Consider the following 14,761-nt stretch of genomic DNA (forward strand, 5'->3'; position numbering starts at 1 on the left):
ACTACCTATTATTTTGTGCGAAGTTTCCAAACTTCGCACAACAGGTAAAGGTTATATAAAAGAATGTTATAAAGTTAAAGTCTTGGCTTGAAACAATAAATACAGGAATTTCACACAACCCAAAATATCAAATCATTTCTGTTTCATAAAGGCTCAATCTGTTTCGGAGCAAAATAATTTCATCCTGCATCGCTTTCATTCGTTGTAACAAATGAGTTATGGTCTCAATACCTTCAAGGTTAATATCCATATCATAATAAAAACCGATAAATTTTTCAACCTGCCGAAGCTGATCGGCATCAATAAACACTGCATTTTCAACTGTCATAACTTCAATCAATCCGGTTTGCTGCAAAGCGCTGATGAATGAAATTTCGATATTGTGATTGGTGCAGAATTCATCGATGGCTATAAATTTTTTTGTTTGCATGGCATCTGTTTTAAAATTACGATTTAGACAATTCGACAAATAATGCTTTCTGCTTATCCGTTAACTTTGTTGGAACTTTAATTTTGTAGGTCACATACAAATCTCCAAACTGCCCTTCTTTTTTATAAACCGGGAATCCTTTACCTTTTAACTTTATTTTACTACCATTTTGCGTTTCAGGTGCTACTTTTAGTTTTACTTGTCCGTTGAGGGTATCAATTGTGATTTCACCCCCTAACACCGCAGTATATAAATTTAAATCGATTGTTGTATATAAATTATCACCCAAGCGTTTAATTTTAGGATGATTTGAAAAAGAAAATGTAATGTATAAATCTCCATTGGGTCCGCCATTTATGCCCGAACCGCCATGTCCCCGGATTTTTATTGTTTGCCCATTTTCAATTCCGGCAGGGATTGTAATTCCAATCTTTGCTCCGTTAACTGCTAAGGTTTGTTTTTGGGTCCTGGCAGCATCAATAAGTTCAAGATGTAATTCCGCATTGAAATCCTCTCCGCGATATTTAGCCTGTCTGCCCCTGCTTCCACCCGCGGCCCCTCCAAACATCGATTCAAAAAAATCAGAAAAATCTCCGCCTGAAAATCCTGATCCGCGAGCATAGGATGATCGTTCCTGATTTTGTTTTTGCTTTTCAAATTCATCTGCATGTTGCCAGTCTTTTCCATGTAGATCGTATTTCTTCCTTTTTTCCGGATCACTCAAAACTTCATTCGCTTCGTTAATCTGCTGAAAATTATTGTTGGCATCCTTATTATTCGGATTCAAATCGGGATGATATTTTCGGGCTAATTTCCGATAAGCGGTCTTAACATCCTTCAGTGTTGCCGTTTTATCGATTCCCAAAATTTTATAATAGTCAATAAACATCTTGATGATATTAAGTTAGAGTTAACAATATATTGAATAAACGTAAAGATAATAAATGCTTAAGCTTTAAGCTATTCTCGATTTTCAATCTTCTTCCAAAATTCAGTTTTAGCCGCCGGCGCAAACATCCACTTTCAGGCTCTCTATTCTTGCTTTAAAAAAAGAAAAGGCACGGACAACCAGCCTACGGCTGGCTAGCATGTCCGCACCAGTGGGGAGCTAATTCATGCCTATGGCATATAAATTTGGAAACTTTGCACAACAGAGAAGGTAAAAGTTTGAAAGGATGTGCCTTCTCAACGATTACGCTTACCCTTTCCATTTCTGTTATTCCCCTTACTCTTTTTGTCTAGCTTCTGCCATTTTCCCGGAACCCAATAATGACCCCGTGGACTTGCTTGCCAATGACCGGTAATGAAGGTCCGGCTTTGGTGTGGTCTCTGCCAATAGCCATTTTGCTGAACATACATGTGGCTTTGACGATTATATGTCCAATTCCCGTCTGTCCATATATGTAGATCGCTTGGGCGTTGTGGCCTGGAATATTCACGGTATGCCGGAACTGTTGCTACATATCTGGATGCACAGCTGTTAAATAGCAATCCGATTCCTGCTAAACTACCTATGAAAATGACCTTTTTCATGCTTTTACCGATCTTAGTAATAAAACCGGTTTCATTTGAAATCAATAATGGTTTAAATTTATTTGCATCCTGAAAACCTTTTGATAAAACATCTTCATTTTTCATAATAATTAATTTTATTTTGTGACTTAGTAATCACAAGAGTACAAATATGGAGTCTTTAATTTCAGGGAGTGTTACACGATTTCAGAAAAAATTTACATGATTCACACATTTAGTTCAACCCCTATAATATAGGATCTTAGTCTTTTACCTGATTTTAATATCAATCCCTGAATTCAACTTTACCTGATTAAAATTATCCAACTTAAAAACCAAACGAATTCTTTCTTTGAATGAACCGGTAACCGATTCAATATTTCCGGAAACAAGCAATGGAACATAGATCTCAAAAAAGTTCCATAATCCTGCTTTTATGCCAGCTTCATAAAAAAATGGCGAATCATGTCCGTTTCCGGCACCATGGTCGTTCAATAAAAAGTTAACAAAGGGTTTAACCGGTATCTTAACGAGATTTCCAGGCAAACTGCTTATGAAAGACAAAGAAATCAGCCACTGGCTATATCCAAGCTTATCGTTAACCGGCGACACCAAACCTCCTTCGGTAATGCTCATCTGCCTCGACCAAAAAGTTGTTGGAAAAACACTGAAACGGTCAGGATAGGTTCCTTGGAAAAGGTATTGTTCAGGTCCGCTTCTGCCACTTGCGGAAAGTGAATAAAACGGAATATCCGGATTATCTCTCAACATTGTTCCTGCAAATAACCTGATATCCAAACCATTTTTCTTTCCCGAATAGCTAAATTTATAATTAAGTACTACAGATGTTTTCAGAAACGACTTACTGTATTCGCCAGAAACCAACAGGTTGAAGGGATTGACCGCGCGAGTGTTTTCCAACTGGTATCCAAGTTGCAGATAAGAATTGTTCCCGACCTTCTCCTGACGTTCAATCTGAAAAAGGCTTGATGCTTCGATATAATTCCCAAATGCCATTTGCGTTAATGGAATATTCATTTTATCAGTCCTGAAATAAACTTTTAATCCAGCCTTCAGCATGTGATAGTTTTGGTTACCGGGAGCACCAAATTGCGTTCCTTCTAATGAAATTGTGGCCTTTCTGATGAGTTTCTCGTAGGGCGTAATATTGTATGAAATTTTTCCAAATCCGGCTAAACCAGAACCTTTGAATGTAAAAAATGGGATCACAAAATATTCAAATGGTTTTGGCGTAAGAAATCCATTATGCAAAGCGATACCAATCATAAAACCATTTTCGAGGGTCCAGTTAAATGCAGGAAAATACATCAACTGTCTTTTTTCGGGATCTTCCAGAGAAAAGTAGAGCTGGGATCGGATGGGGTCAGCTTTTCTAAAAATTCCAGATGTTTGGATGTTATTATTAAGTCTGAATAATTCAGGGGTAACATGCTCCGGGTCAATTTTTAGTTCGGAATAATTACCTTCAGGAATATTTATCCATTGCTGACCTTTAAAACCATCAACCCATTTCTCAAAACAGATCGAATCACCCTTCATACCGGCTATCAAGAATGGGGATTCCAATTCACCATTATTTTTCACAAGCAGTTGTTGATTCACAAAACGAACCACTTTGTAGTCCATCCGTTTGGTTGTGCCAATGAAATCAATAAAAAACCAAGTCAGGTCCTTGCCAGTAGATAATTCAAATGATTCGTGCAGATCCTCCGGTTGGGGATGCATGAATTTCCATTTGTTGTAGTAATCATGCATAGCAGAATCATAAATGGAATCTCCAAGATAGGCCCTCAAATAGTTAAACCCCATTCCTGCTTTATTATAAATAATTAGGCTATAATTCAAGGTGCTGTAGTCTGATGCCTTCAAATTAATGGGTTGTTCGAGATTATCACGAGCTTGCGAAACCCATTCGAGTTCCTGCATCAGCTTAACCGGCATTTTGTCAATATGAAAAAAATTTGCCAGTTTCTTGTTATTAAGATAAACCTCCCAAAGCTTTTTTTCAGGATATCTTTCGTTCATGTATCGCACCTCATTCGAGCTGGTGATACCTTCATCCATAAAAGGGTATCCTCGTTCATCCGTTCCAAGTGCACTATAAAACCAGCAATGGCCTATTTCGTGAGCGATCACCTCATCCAAGGAATAGGCATCCTCTGCCCAGCCAATCACCGTAATACCGGGATACTCCATCCCGTCGCCAGCACTAAGGGCACTTTGAACAGCCGTAAAATTTTGATACGGATAATCACCATTCCATTTCGAAAAAGATGAGATTGCACTATTCACATAAGGTATGGCATCTTTCCAAAGGTTAGCCTGCTGATCGGTAAACATCACCCAAGTGCTTACTTCCCTGCCGGAGTCGGGAAGCTTCACTTTCCCTTTCAATACATGGAACCGCTTATCAGCGAACCATGCGAAATCGTGAATCTGATTTTCAGTATATCGCAAGGTTTTCATCTTTTCTGATGAAGGAGGAAATTCGGCTTCTTTTGCACTTAAGGTTATCATCCAGGTTGTGTCGGCAGCAAGCCGATCAAGCATTTCCGCTTCCAGATGGTTTTGCAGATTTCCGGTGGCACCCACTATATAATTAGCCGGAAGAGTAATGCTTACCTCAAAACTTCCAAATTCTGAATAGAATTCCCCCTGATCCTGATTGGACATGTGATGCCAGCCGGATTTATCATATACCGCCGGTTTAGGATACCATTGAGTAATTTGGTAAGATTCCCCGATATGGCCCAATCTTGAAGTCACTCCTTTGGGGATTTTAACATGAAAAGGGGTGGAAATTTGCAGAGTGTCACCAGGTATTAGATCTTCATTAAGCCATATCCGGCATATATCAGGCTGATCCGGCAATAAGTTCCATTTTACCTGTCGATTATCTACGCTAAAGTCCAATGAATCGATGTATCCTCTCAATTCGGGATCATTGAACAGCTTTTGTTTTCCATTTAAACTTAGTAATTGTTTGGCTAATTCGGTGTTATTATTGGAATAACCATTCGGCCACAGATGAAAATAGATGAATCTAAGGGTATCGGGAGAGTTGTTGATGTACTCAACTGTTTCGAATGCATTTAATTCATGAAGCTTATCATTGAGTGTAACCTTTATCCTGTAATTGACCTCTTGCTGAAAATACTCCTGTGAAAGAGCATCAGAAAAAGACCCGATAATAATGAACCCGAATATCAATAGTTGCGTGAATCTGCGAGAGTAGAAAAACCTCTTCAAATAATTTAAGTATGATCGTTTTTTTTGCATTTCTGTTGATAAAATATTCACCATAGAATAATGAGCCACTCAATTTTGGAACTGTTATCGGATCCGGCAGACTGTAAAAATAAATATGCAATACAAATCGTATTGCATATTTTAATGAGAGAAGCCATAGGGAATATTTATTTGCTAATTTCTTCAGCAATGATGACTATTCTCCCAAATTGATAAGAAAGTGATTAATTAGAGTAAAAGGATGAGCAAAATAATAATTAAAAGTGTGCTACCGCCAATATAAACGACAGAACCACTTTTTCGAACATTTTTCTTGATCTCTCTGCTTTCTTTTCTCAACTCACTCTTTTCGGTAACAGACATTCCTGATTTATCTGTACTTCTGATTTCTTCAACACGGTTTTTTAAACGACTAACCTCTTCTGTAGTTAGTTTATTATCCGTTTTGATTGGAATGGCAGGATTCTCCGAAACTGATTTCTGATCAGTATTAACTGCAAATGATGTTATTGAACCCAATGTGAAAATCATTAAGATTGCAACAAAAATTGTTTTTTTCATTTTACCTTTTTTTATTTATAATTATGTCGATAAAAGTAAAGGATATCGCATTTTAACTTGTTACATAATTCTGTAAAAAAGTTACATAAATAACACATTTTTTCGGTGGATTATCAAATCAAAGCAGAATTGGTTCGCATTTCTCTTTATGTTTTGAGAGGGTTTTGTTACTTTTGTCGTTGAAAACTACCTTTAATTAGATATAAAAAAGGGATGACTTCTGTAAAGAGGGCGCCGTCCCCATTTTTAAATTTTGGTTTCACGAATAAAATTACCTCCTATCTTTGTAAAAAATAAGCACAGAGATGATTGATTTAAATTCCAGCCTTGATGAGTTAAACAATTTCAATGATAATACCTTAATGTCTCAATTGGGGATCGAATATTTGGAAATAGCCGATGGATTTGTTAGAGCTAAAATGCCGGTTGATCACCGAACCATGCAACCCATGGGAATTTTACATGGCGGAGCCAGCCTTGCACTTGCCGAAACCATTGGCAGTATGGGTTCTGCGTTAATGGTTGATTTGTCGAAATTTGATGTGCGTGGAGCTTCAATCAGCGCGAACCATGTTGGCAGCATTCGCGAAGGCTTTGTTTATGGAAATGCCAAATTGGTTCACAAAGGGAAATACACCCATGTGTGGGATATCGTAATTACCGATGAGAATGAGCGCAGGATTTCAATCAGTCGCCTCACCAATATGATCATTAAAAAATAAAAATGGAAAATCGAATTGATTATTCATTTATTGAGAAATGCATCGAAAACCGTATTTGTTTTGCGGCATATACCTTGCCTGATTATAACGAATTTTCAATCATCCTTCAACGGTCGGCCCATCCGCTAAAGTTTAATGTTACCGACAATTATTCCAATTATAAAGGATTTATCCTTGCTCCTTTTGACACTACCATTGCCGACAAACTTTTGATTGTTGATGACTTTTTACTTACAGAAAACGAAGTAAATGTTGATGCCTGGGATTTTGTAAAAACCACCCTTCCCCATAAAAAATATTTGCACGAATTGCCCTTAGCTACTCCATATGTCACTTATCTGCAGCAATTTGATGATTTTATTTCCGATTTAACCAACAGAAGGGCTAAAAAAATTGTATTATCGAGGGTAATTACAAGCTATAAAAAAGAGTTTGTTTCGTTTTCTGAGCTTTTCAGGATTCTTAATAATAAATATCCGAACACCTTTAATTATCTATTTTACACCCCTTATAGCGGACTTTGGATGGGTGCCACCCCTGAGCAACTATTAAGGATAAACAGTGAAGAAGCAACAACAGTCGCTTTAGCTGGAACACAAGTCTTGAGAAATATCGAACTAAACAAATATGAATGGGGCGATAAAGAAAGAGAGGAGCAACAATTTGTTGTGGATCATGTCGAGAAAACGATCCGGAAATACACCCTGGATGAAAAGATAAAAAAATCTACGCAAACTATAAAAGCCGCCAAAGCTGTTCATCTCGAAACATCATTTACGTTTAATGCTCATCCTATTTCTGAACGATTGAATGAATTTCTGGATGACCTTCACCCGACACCGGCTGTTTGTGGGGTCCCTAAATCTTCAGCATTAAAACTAATTAATGAAACAGAACATCACGACCGGGAATTTTATTCCGGATTTTTAGGCCCATTAAACATTCATCTAAAAACAGATTTATTTGTAAATTTAAGATGTTTAAAAGCTGAAGGAAATAATCTCTCTTTATTTGTGGGCGGTGGAATCACACTAAGTTCAAAAGCTCAAAGCGAATGGGACGAGACAGCATTAAAAGCTCAAACTTTATTATCGCTCATTAACTAAAGATTTTATTTGAATGGAAAAGCAGAAAAGCGGGATCAGGCATTTAGTTGAAATTTGTTTTCTAAAAGGGATCGAAAACATTGTTATTTCTCCCGGCTCCAGAAATGCGCCCATCATCATTGCCTTTACCAATCATCCAAAAATAAATTGTTTAAGCATTGTTGATGAACGAAGTGCCGCTTTTTTTGCATTGGGCATGGCTCAGCAAAGCGGTAAAACCGTTGCCATCGCCTGCACTTCCGGATCGGCAGCCTTGAATTATGCACCTGCTATCGCCGAAGCTTACTATCAACATGTACCACTTTTGGTTCTTACGGCCGATCGACCACAAGAATGGATAGACCAGGCTGATAGCCAAACCATTCGTCAGAACGGCATTTATTCAAATTATATTAAGAAATCTTTCGAGCTTCCTCAAAGTATTCAAAATGATGATGATCTTTGGTTTGCCGATCGTTTGATTAATGAAGCAATAGACTTATGTCAATCTTCAACTCCCGGGCCGGTGCATATCAATCTTCCTTTTAAAGAACCTTTATACCAGGGCTATGATGAAGATATTGCGCCTCCTAAAATAATAAACACTGCAGAAGTTGCCTTTGTTCTCAGAAGCAATGAAATTAAAAAATTAGCTAATCATTGGAATACTTCTTCGAAAAAACTGATCATTAGCGGGATAATGAACCCTAATCCTGAACTGAACAATGTTTTAATAGAAATCGCAAAAGATCCATCGGTAGTATTATTGACCGAAAACACCTCTAACCTGCATCATTCTGCATTTAATTCCTGTATCGACAGAACACTGGCTGCTATCACAGAAGAAGAGCTGAAGGATTTCAAACCAGATTTATTGATCAGTTTTGGGAATCAGATCGTTTCAAAAAAGATTAAGGCGTTTTTCCGTCAAAACCAACCCGAAGAACATTGGCACATTGATACAGATGAGTTATTTTTAGATACTTATCAATGTCTTACCAAAAATATTCCGGTTAAACCTGCTTATTTTTTCCATAAGATGAGTGAGCACATCATTCCTTATAAAAGTAATTTTTCTATCATTTGGGATAACAAATCTAAACTGACCTCAAAAAAACATCAGGAATTTATTAAAAAATGCGAATATTCGGATTTAAAAGTATTCGATCTTCTGCTAAAGGCTATCCCGTCTAACTCAAACCTACAACTGGCAAATAGCACACCGGTTAGATATGCCCAACTGTTTGATGCCCGGAAAGATATTTTTTACAACAGTAATCGTGGTACTTCCGGAATTGATGGTTCGCTATCAACAGCGGTAGGTGCAGCATTTGAAACAAAAAACCCCACAACAATTATTTTGGGTGATCTATCGTTTTTTTATGACTCGAACGGATTATGGAATAATTATCTAAGTGATAATTTACGAATTATTCTGATCAACAACGGCGGAGGCGGCATTTTCCGTTTTCTGGATGGCCCAACCGAAACTAAAGATTTTGATACTTTTTTTGAAACCACTCATCAGTTGAATGCTGAAGGCATAGCAAAGACTTTTAATATTCAATATCAATCGGCATCAAACTTTGAAGAAGTAAAAGCAGGATTATCAAGCCTTTATCATCCTGAAAATAAAAAAGTAAGTGTTTTGGAAATTTTTACCCCTCGCGAATTGAATGCAATTATTTTAAAAGACTATTTTCAATTTTTAAAGAAGGGATAATTTCGCAAGATTGGATCCATGTCTTTTTTCCACTGAGATATTCGCATGCTCATTTCTTAAACTTTTCATTCATCATTTATAATTCATAATTCATAACTTTGTTTCGCATTTTTCATTTAACATAAAATCTTTGATCATGGCTACACGAGCATGGGAAACCATTAAAGAATACGAAGAAATTCTTTTTGATTTTTTTGAAGGAATTGCAAAAATAACGATAAACCGTCCTAGGTACCACAATGCCTTTACCCCTACCACCACCACCGAAATGAGTGATGCGTTAAGAATTTGTCGGGAAGACCAACATATAAATGTAGTTGTATTAACCGGTGCCGGAGATAAAGCATTTTGCAGCGGTGGCGATCAAAATGTTAAAGGTAAAGGCGGATATATCGGTAAAGATGGCATCCCCAGGTTGAATGTTTTAGATGTTCAGAAACAAATCCGCTCAATGCCAAAACCTGTAATTGCAATGGTAAATGGCTATGCGATTGGCGGGGGCCATGTTCTGCATATTGTTTGCGATTTGACCATTGCTTCTGATAATGCACGTTTTGGACAAACAGGCCCAAAGGTTGGGAGTTTTGATGCCGGTTTTGGATCATCCTATCTTGCCCGAATTGTCGGACAAAAGAAAGCACGTGAAATCTGGTTTTTATGCCAGCAATACGACGCACATGAAGCTGAGAAAATGGGAATGGTAAACAAAGTAGTGCCTTTGAAATCACTCGAAGATGAAACCGTGAACTGGGCAAAAATAATGATGCAACACAGTCCGATGGCATTGCGTATGATTAAACTAGGGCTAAATGCCGAATTGGACGGACAAGCCGGGCTTCAGGAATTTGCCGGAAATGCTACATTGCTGTATTATTTAACGGAAGAAGCTCAGGAAGGCAAGCATGCTTTTCTGGAAAAACGTGATCCGGATTTTCACAAATACCCTAAATATCCATAATTCAATTTTTGATGGAAAAGATTAAAAACTGGCTGAAAGCATTCAGATTACGCACCTTGCCATTGGCTTTATCTAGCATTATTTTGGGTGGGTTTTTAAGTGAAAATGACCATCAATTTAATTTGTTGGTTACAAGTTTGGCCGTAGTTACAACCATTTTACTACAAATACTTTCGAACTTGGCCAATGATTTTGGTGATTATAAAGCCGGAACCGATAACGAAAACCGAGTAGGGCCTACCCGATCCGTTCAGAGTGGCAACATTAGTGAGAAAAGCATGAAAAAGGCGATTTATTTTTTTATTGGACTTTCTTTAATATGTGGATCGGTCTTGATTTATCTAGGTGTACGCGATATGTCATTTTGGAACTTGTTTGTTTTCTTTATCATGGGTGTTTTAGCCATTGCAGCGGCAGTCAACTATACCATGGGAAACAACCCTTACGGCTACAAAGGTTATGGCGATTTTTTTGTTTTGATATTTTTTGGATTTGTAGGGGTTCTAGGAACCTACTATTTAAACACACACACTCTTAGTTCAGATTTGTTTTGGCCGGCACTTTCTTTGGGATTGCTAAGTATGGCCGTATTAAATTTAAATAATATGCGGGATATAGAAAACGACAGAAATTCGGGGAAACATACCCTTGTGGTAAAGTATGGAAGTGCTAAATCAAAAAAATATCATCTGTTTATTGTATTGCTGGCTCTTTTTTCAGCATTTATATACACTTATCAGGATTTCGAATCCTATTTCCAGTTTTTATTTCTCTTAACCGTTCCTTTATTTATAAAAGATCTGATCCTGATCAGTAAAAACAAAAATCCCAAAGATTTGGACCCATTCCTGAAAAAACAGGCTATCCATACCTTGTTATTTTCCATTACCTTTGGGTTAGGATTAATTCTTTAATAAATGCTCCTGGCAACCGTTACAAAACATATACTAATTTTCAAACAGGCAAGTGGAACCTCACGAGGGGTACTTCACCAAAAGCCTTCCTGGTTTTTTAAAATATTTGATGATAAAAATCCTCAAACTTTTGGGCTTGGAGAGTGCAGCATTATTCCTGGTTTAAGTCCGGATGACAGCAGTAATCTTGAGCCTTTCATCCAAAAAGTATCAAAAAATATCAATGCTTATATTGATGATAAGAATGCTTTGCTAAGGTTTCCCTCCGTTCAATTTGCCATTGAAACTGCATTGTTGGACCTGGGAAATAATGGACACAAATTATTATATCCGTCAACTTTTACTGAGGGAAAAGATTCAATAAAAATCAATGGTTTGATTTGGATGGGATCAAAAGAATTTATGCGAAAGCAGATTAGAGAGAAAATAGAGGAAGGCTATAAGTGCATTAAGCTTAAAATTGGATCTTTGAATTTTGAAGAAGAAATTTCGTTTTTAAAAGAAATCAGAATACAATTTAGGCCGGAAGTCATTGAATTAAGATTGGATGCTAACGGAGCTTTTCATCCCGCAAATGCTTTGGAAAAATTGAAACGACTCTCTGAATTTCAGATTCATTCGATTGAACAACCCATCAAAGTCGGTCAGATTGAAAAAATGGCAAATCTCTGCGTACAAACACCAATTCCCATTGCAATTGACGAAGAACTCATCGGTATAAATAAGCCAGCGACAAAACACAAGCTTTTAGCAGAAATAAAACCCCAATATATCATATTAAAACCAAGTCTGCTGGGTGGTTTTGATAAAAGTTCGGAATGGATAAAAATAGCAACCGAGAATCAAATTGGATGGTGGGTGACTTCTGCACTTGAATCAAACATCGGCTTAAATGCCATCGCCCAGTGGACTTACCAGCTTAACAATCCAATGCCGCAAGGCATTGGGACCGGTAAATTGTTCAGCAACAATATTCCTTCTCCATTACAAATTAAAGATGCAAAACTTTTTTACCTCCCCGAAAAAAATTGGAACCTAAATCAGATTATCCGATGAGCCACAAAAAATATGATAAACTGATCCTTGATGGTCAAATTTTTCGAGGAAATGATTTGAAAAAGCATTGTGCCTCAAAGCTGAAGCAATTGTACCTCAAAGATTGGGAAAAACATTTGTTCGGGTTTGTTTTAGAATGGCTCGACGAGGAGGAAGAAATTAAAGTTAAAACTTCTGGCTCAACAGGAATTCCCAAATCCATCCTGCTAAAAAAACAGCACATGATCAATAGTGCCATGGCTACAGCAGTGGCATTGAAACTTGATGCCGGGCAAACTGCTCTTTTAGCATTATCTACTAAATACATTGCAGGAAAGATGATGGTGGTGAGAGCAATGGTTATCGGGTTAAACTTGTTCACCGTTGAACCATCCGGAAATCCGCTTGAAAATCTTAAAAAAGACATTGATTTTACTGCGTTGGTCCCTCTTCAACTATCAAATATCCTGAGCTCAAAAAACTCATTAATTCATCTTGAAAAGATCAGGAAAGTAGTTATTGGTGGTGGGGCACTTGATGAAACCCTGGTTAAAAAAACAGCTAAATTCGCAAATGATTTTTATGCCAGTTATGGCATGACCGAAACCTGCACCCACATTGCCTTGCGAAAATTAAATGGCAAGGATCAAGATTTGTATTTCAAAACTTTGCCCGGAGTTAAAATTTCGACGGATTATCGCTCCTGTCTGGTAATTGATGCTCCTCATTTAAGCGACAATCTTTTAACAACAAATGATCTGACAACCCTTTACAGTGATTCTGAATTTTTAATTATAGGCAGATTTGATAACGTAATAAACTCAGGTGGAATTAAGATTTCACCCGAAGAAATTGAAGCCAAATTAAGAAAAATCATAAAAGAAAATTTCCTGATTACCTCAATCCCTGACCGAGATTTAGGTGAAAAATTAATTTTACTTATCGAAAGCGGCCAATCGAACCTGAATGCTTTATACGAACTTTGGGCACAAATTGAATCCGTTTTATCTCCTTTCGAAGTTCCTAAACAAATTGATTTTATTAAACCCTTCAGTCATACTGCCACAGGTAAAATTGATCGATTGGCAATGAAAAAAATCATTCGGGAGAAATTAATACATTAAGCTGTTTATTTGAGAAGTCGTATTTGAAAACGAATATTGGGACACTTCGACGATGCAAAATGCCCCAATATCCATTAATTTTCTTTTAAAGGTTTAGGTTATAATACAAGCTAACTTTAAAACCTCTGCCGGGCATGGCATAGTCATAAACAACCTGATAATTCCTATCCCAAATATTATTAATATGGATTGCGGCTGTTAAATTTTGTTTACCGAATGGGAATACATATTGCATGCTTAAATTGCCCACAAAGTAAGCTTCCAAATTTCCTGACCACGCTCCTGTAAAACGACTGTCAAAATAATTATGCGAGTACAAAACACTCCAGTTATCTTGTCGAACACCAATATTCAGCATAAATCTGTTTTTAGGAACATATAACATGTTACTTTCCATTTCGATCTCACCTGTTAGATCAATAAATTTTGAATCCGTCCATGTATATAATGCATCAATTGAAAAAGCAGTTTTGCCATATTTAATTTCAGATTGAGCAACTAGATCAAATCCAATGGTTTTTCCCTTGCTTTTATTTGCCACACTCCATGCCGAATAATCTTCATTAGGGATCCAAACAATCCAGTCATTAATATTATTTAAGAAAAAGTTTTGTTTGAACATCAGGCTAATATTTTCTTTTTTATATCCCTGTTCAAATCCGGCATCCACACTCCAGCCATCTTCAGGTTTCAAATCGGGGTTTCCCATCATGTTATACACCGGATCGTACCAGTATAAATCATTAAAGGTTGGATTTCTATATACCCGAGAAAAGTTCCCGTTAAAAGCAACACTTTGATTAAGATTAGCTCTAAGGCCCAATGAATAAACAATCGGGTTAAAGCCACGATCCACCAATTCTTGTCGCAACGAACCAACAACAGTAAAAATATTTGCAAGGTTCGAAATTTTATGAGATACGAATGCTGCAGCCCTTCTACGAGTAGTAAGAGATGCAAAATTGCCCGACTCCCCTTCTTCGTATGTAAAGTTCACGCCAGCAGTAATACTTTGATTTTGATTGATTAAATATTTAGCATCCAGTTCATTCACCCAAATTTTTGACTTATTGGTACTTTCCTGCATCCAGGCTGGATTGTTATAATACAATTCATTAGCTAAAAACACACTCTTCGCTTTAAAACTATACTGATTGGTTGTCTTCTCCCAATTCAAGGCAAGCTTCAGGTGTTCATCTTCCTGATGGGCCTCACTTGCTTCTGTTGCAGAAATTGTGGTTTGTACATCTTTATCATATTTCTGAAACCAAATAGTTGCTTTTAGGGTTGAATTATTGCCTGTTTTAAATTTTGTTTCATTTAAAATAGAATGTTGTTGTAGGCCTGCATTTGTTTGCTTAGAATTAGTTCCATCAGGTAATTTATATTCAAAATCATTATCTGCCTGAGCGAAAAAATATTTGAAA

At 37.0% G+C, this 14,761-nt stretch carries 13 protein-coding genes; 7 read left to right on the forward strand and 6 right to left on the reverse strand.

Going from position 1 to position 14,761, the window contains the following annotated elements; all coding sequences use genetic code 11:
• Positions 1-127: 127 nt before the first annotated feature.
• From KKG99_12010 to KKG99_12030, 5 genes are all read right to left on the reverse strand, one after another.
• The gene (locus tag KKG99_12010) at positions 128-430 is read right to left on the reverse strand and encodes a chaperone modulator CbpM (GenBank protein ID MBU1013721.1); all 303 of its coding nucleotides are present in this window, start codon (positions 428-430) and stop codon (positions 128-130) included.
• A 16-nt stretch (positions 431-446) separates the two neighbouring features.
• On the reverse strand, positions 447-1,319 hold the full coding sequence (locus KKG99_12015) for a J domain-containing protein (protein MBU1013722.1): 873 nt from the start codon (positions 1,317-1,319) through the stop codon (positions 447-449).
• 296 nt (positions 1,320-1,615) lie between these two features.
• A complete protein-coding gene (locus KKG99_12020) occupies positions 1,616-2,068 on the reverse strand; it encodes a YXWGXW repeat-containing protein (protein MBU1013723.1) in 453 nt (150 codons plus the stop codon).
• 144 nt (positions 2,069-2,212) lie between these two features.
• On the reverse strand, positions 2,213-5,242 hold the full coding sequence (locus KKG99_12025; GenBank protein ID MBU1013724.1) for a M1 family metallopeptidase: 3,030 nt from the start codon (positions 5,240-5,242) through the stop codon (positions 2,213-2,215).
• A 198-nt stretch (positions 5,243-5,440) separates the two neighbouring features.
• Positions 5,441-5,773: a hypothetical protein gene (locus KKG99_12030; protein MBU1013725.1), complete on the reverse strand. Its 333-nt coding sequence runs from the start codon at positions 5,771-5,773 to the stop codon at positions 5,441-5,443.
• Positions 5,774-6,078: 305 nt separating this feature from the next.
• Here KKG99_12030 and KKG99_12035 point away from each other — a divergent pair, with 305 nt between their 5' ends.
• The 7 genes from KKG99_12035 (at position 6,079) to KKG99_12065 (ending at position 13,334) form a co-directional block, all read left to right on the forward strand.
• On the forward strand, positions 6,079-6,495 hold the full coding sequence (locus KKG99_12035) for a hotdog fold thioesterase (GenBank protein MBU1013726.1): 417 nt from the start codon (positions 6,079-6,081) through the stop codon (positions 6,493-6,495).
• A gap of 2 nt (positions 6,496-6,497) precedes the next feature.
• The gene (locus tag KKG99_12040) at positions 6,498-7,601 is read left to right on the forward strand and encodes a chorismate-binding protein (GenBank protein ID MBU1013727.1); all 1,104 of its coding nucleotides are present in this window, start codon (positions 6,498-6,500) and stop codon (positions 7,599-7,601) included.
• A 13-nt stretch (positions 7,602-7,614) separates the two neighbouring features.
• Positions 7,615-9,303, forward strand: coding sequence for a 2-succinyl-5-enolpyruvyl-6-hydroxy-3-cyclohexene-1-carboxylic-acid synthase (menD, locus tag KKG99_12045; GenBank protein MBU1013728.1), 1,689 nt, complete (start codon positions 7,615-7,617; stop codon positions 9,301-9,303).
• Positions 9,304-9,439: 136 nt separating this feature from the next.
• The gene (menB, locus tag KKG99_12050) at positions 9,440-10,261 is read left to right on the forward strand and encodes a 1,4-dihydroxy-2-naphthoyl-CoA synthase (GenBank protein MBU1013729.1); all 822 of its coding nucleotides are present in this window, start codon (positions 9,440-9,442) and stop codon (positions 10,259-10,261) included.
• A gap of 11 nt (positions 10,262-10,272) precedes the next feature.
• On the forward strand, positions 10,273-11,175 hold the full coding sequence (locus KKG99_12055; protein MBU1013730.1) for a 1,4-dihydroxy-2-naphthoate polyprenyltransferase: 903 nt from the start codon (positions 10,273-10,275) through the stop codon (positions 11,173-11,175).
• Positions 11,176-11,178: 3 nt separating this feature from the next.
• Complete coding sequence (locus tag KKG99_12060) at positions 11,179-12,231, forward strand: o-succinylbenzoate synthase (GenBank protein MBU1013731.1); 1,053 nt, start codon at positions 11,179-11,181, stop codon at positions 12,229-12,231.
• Positions 12,228-13,334, forward strand: coding sequence for an AMP-binding protein (locus KKG99_12065; protein MBU1013732.1), 1,107 nt, complete (start codon positions 12,228-12,230; stop codon positions 13,332-13,334). The genes KKG99_12060 and KKG99_12065 overlap by 4 nt, the downstream gene beginning before the upstream one ends.
• An 85-nt stretch (positions 13,335-13,419) precedes the next feature.
• On the opposite strand, the gene KKG99_12070 is transcribed toward KKG99_12065, so the two are convergent.
• The coding region (locus tag KKG99_12070; protein ID MBU1013733.1) for a TonB-dependent receptor at positions 13,420-14,761 on the reverse strand (1,342 nt) is incomplete at its 5' end.

The sequence above is a fragment of the Bacteroidota bacterium genome, assembly GCA_018816945.1.
Classification (GTDB): Bacteria; Bacteroidota; Bacteroidia; order Bacteroidales.

Excerpts from the sequence above, each read along its gene's own strand:
- KKG99_12040 (MBU1013727.1), top strand. The coding sequence starts at position 6,498 with ATGGAAAATCGAATTGATTATTCATTTATTGAGAAATGCATCGAAAAC.
- KKG99_12015 (MBU1013722.1), bottom strand. The coding sequence starts at position 1,319 with ATGTTTATTGACTATTATAAAATTTTGGGAATCGATAAAACGGCAACA.
- KKG99_12060 (MBU1013731.1), top strand. The coding sequence starts at position 11,179 with ATGCTCCTGGCAACCGTTACAAAACATATACTAATTTTCAAACAGGCA.
- KKG99_12010 (MBU1013721.1), bottom strand. The coding sequence starts at position 430 with ATGCAAACAAAAAAATTTATAGCCATCGATGAATTCTGCACCAATCAC.
- KKG99_12030 (MBU1013725.1), bottom strand. The coding sequence starts at position 5,773 with ATGAAAAAAACAATTTTTGTTGCAATCTTAATGATTTTCACATTGGGT.
- KKG99_12065 (MBU1013732.1), top strand. The coding sequence starts at position 12,228 with ATGAGCCACAAAAAATATGATAAACTGATCCTTGATGGTCAAATTTTT.
- menB (MBU1013729.1), top strand. The coding sequence starts at position 9,440 with ATGGCTACACGAGCATGGGAAACCATTAAAGAATACGAAGAAATTCTT.
- KKG99_12020 (MBU1013723.1), bottom strand. The coding sequence starts at position 2,068 with ATGAAAAATGAAGATGTTTTATCAAAAGGTTTTCAGGATGCAAATAAA.
- KKG99_12055 (MBU1013730.1), top strand. The coding sequence starts at position 10,273 with ATGGAAAAGATTAAAAACTGGCTGAAAGCATTCAGATTACGCACCTTG.
- menD (MBU1013728.1), top strand. The coding sequence starts at position 7,615 with ATGGAAAAGCAGAAAAGCGGGATCAGGCATTTAGTTGAAATTTGTTTT.
- KKG99_12025 (MBU1013724.1), bottom strand. The coding sequence starts at position 5,242 with ATGCAAAAAAAACGATCATACTTAAATTATTTGAAGAGGTTTTTCTAC.
- KKG99_12035 (MBU1013726.1), top strand. The coding sequence starts at position 6,079 with ATGATTGATTTAAATTCCAGCCTTGATGAGTTAAACAATTTCAATGAT.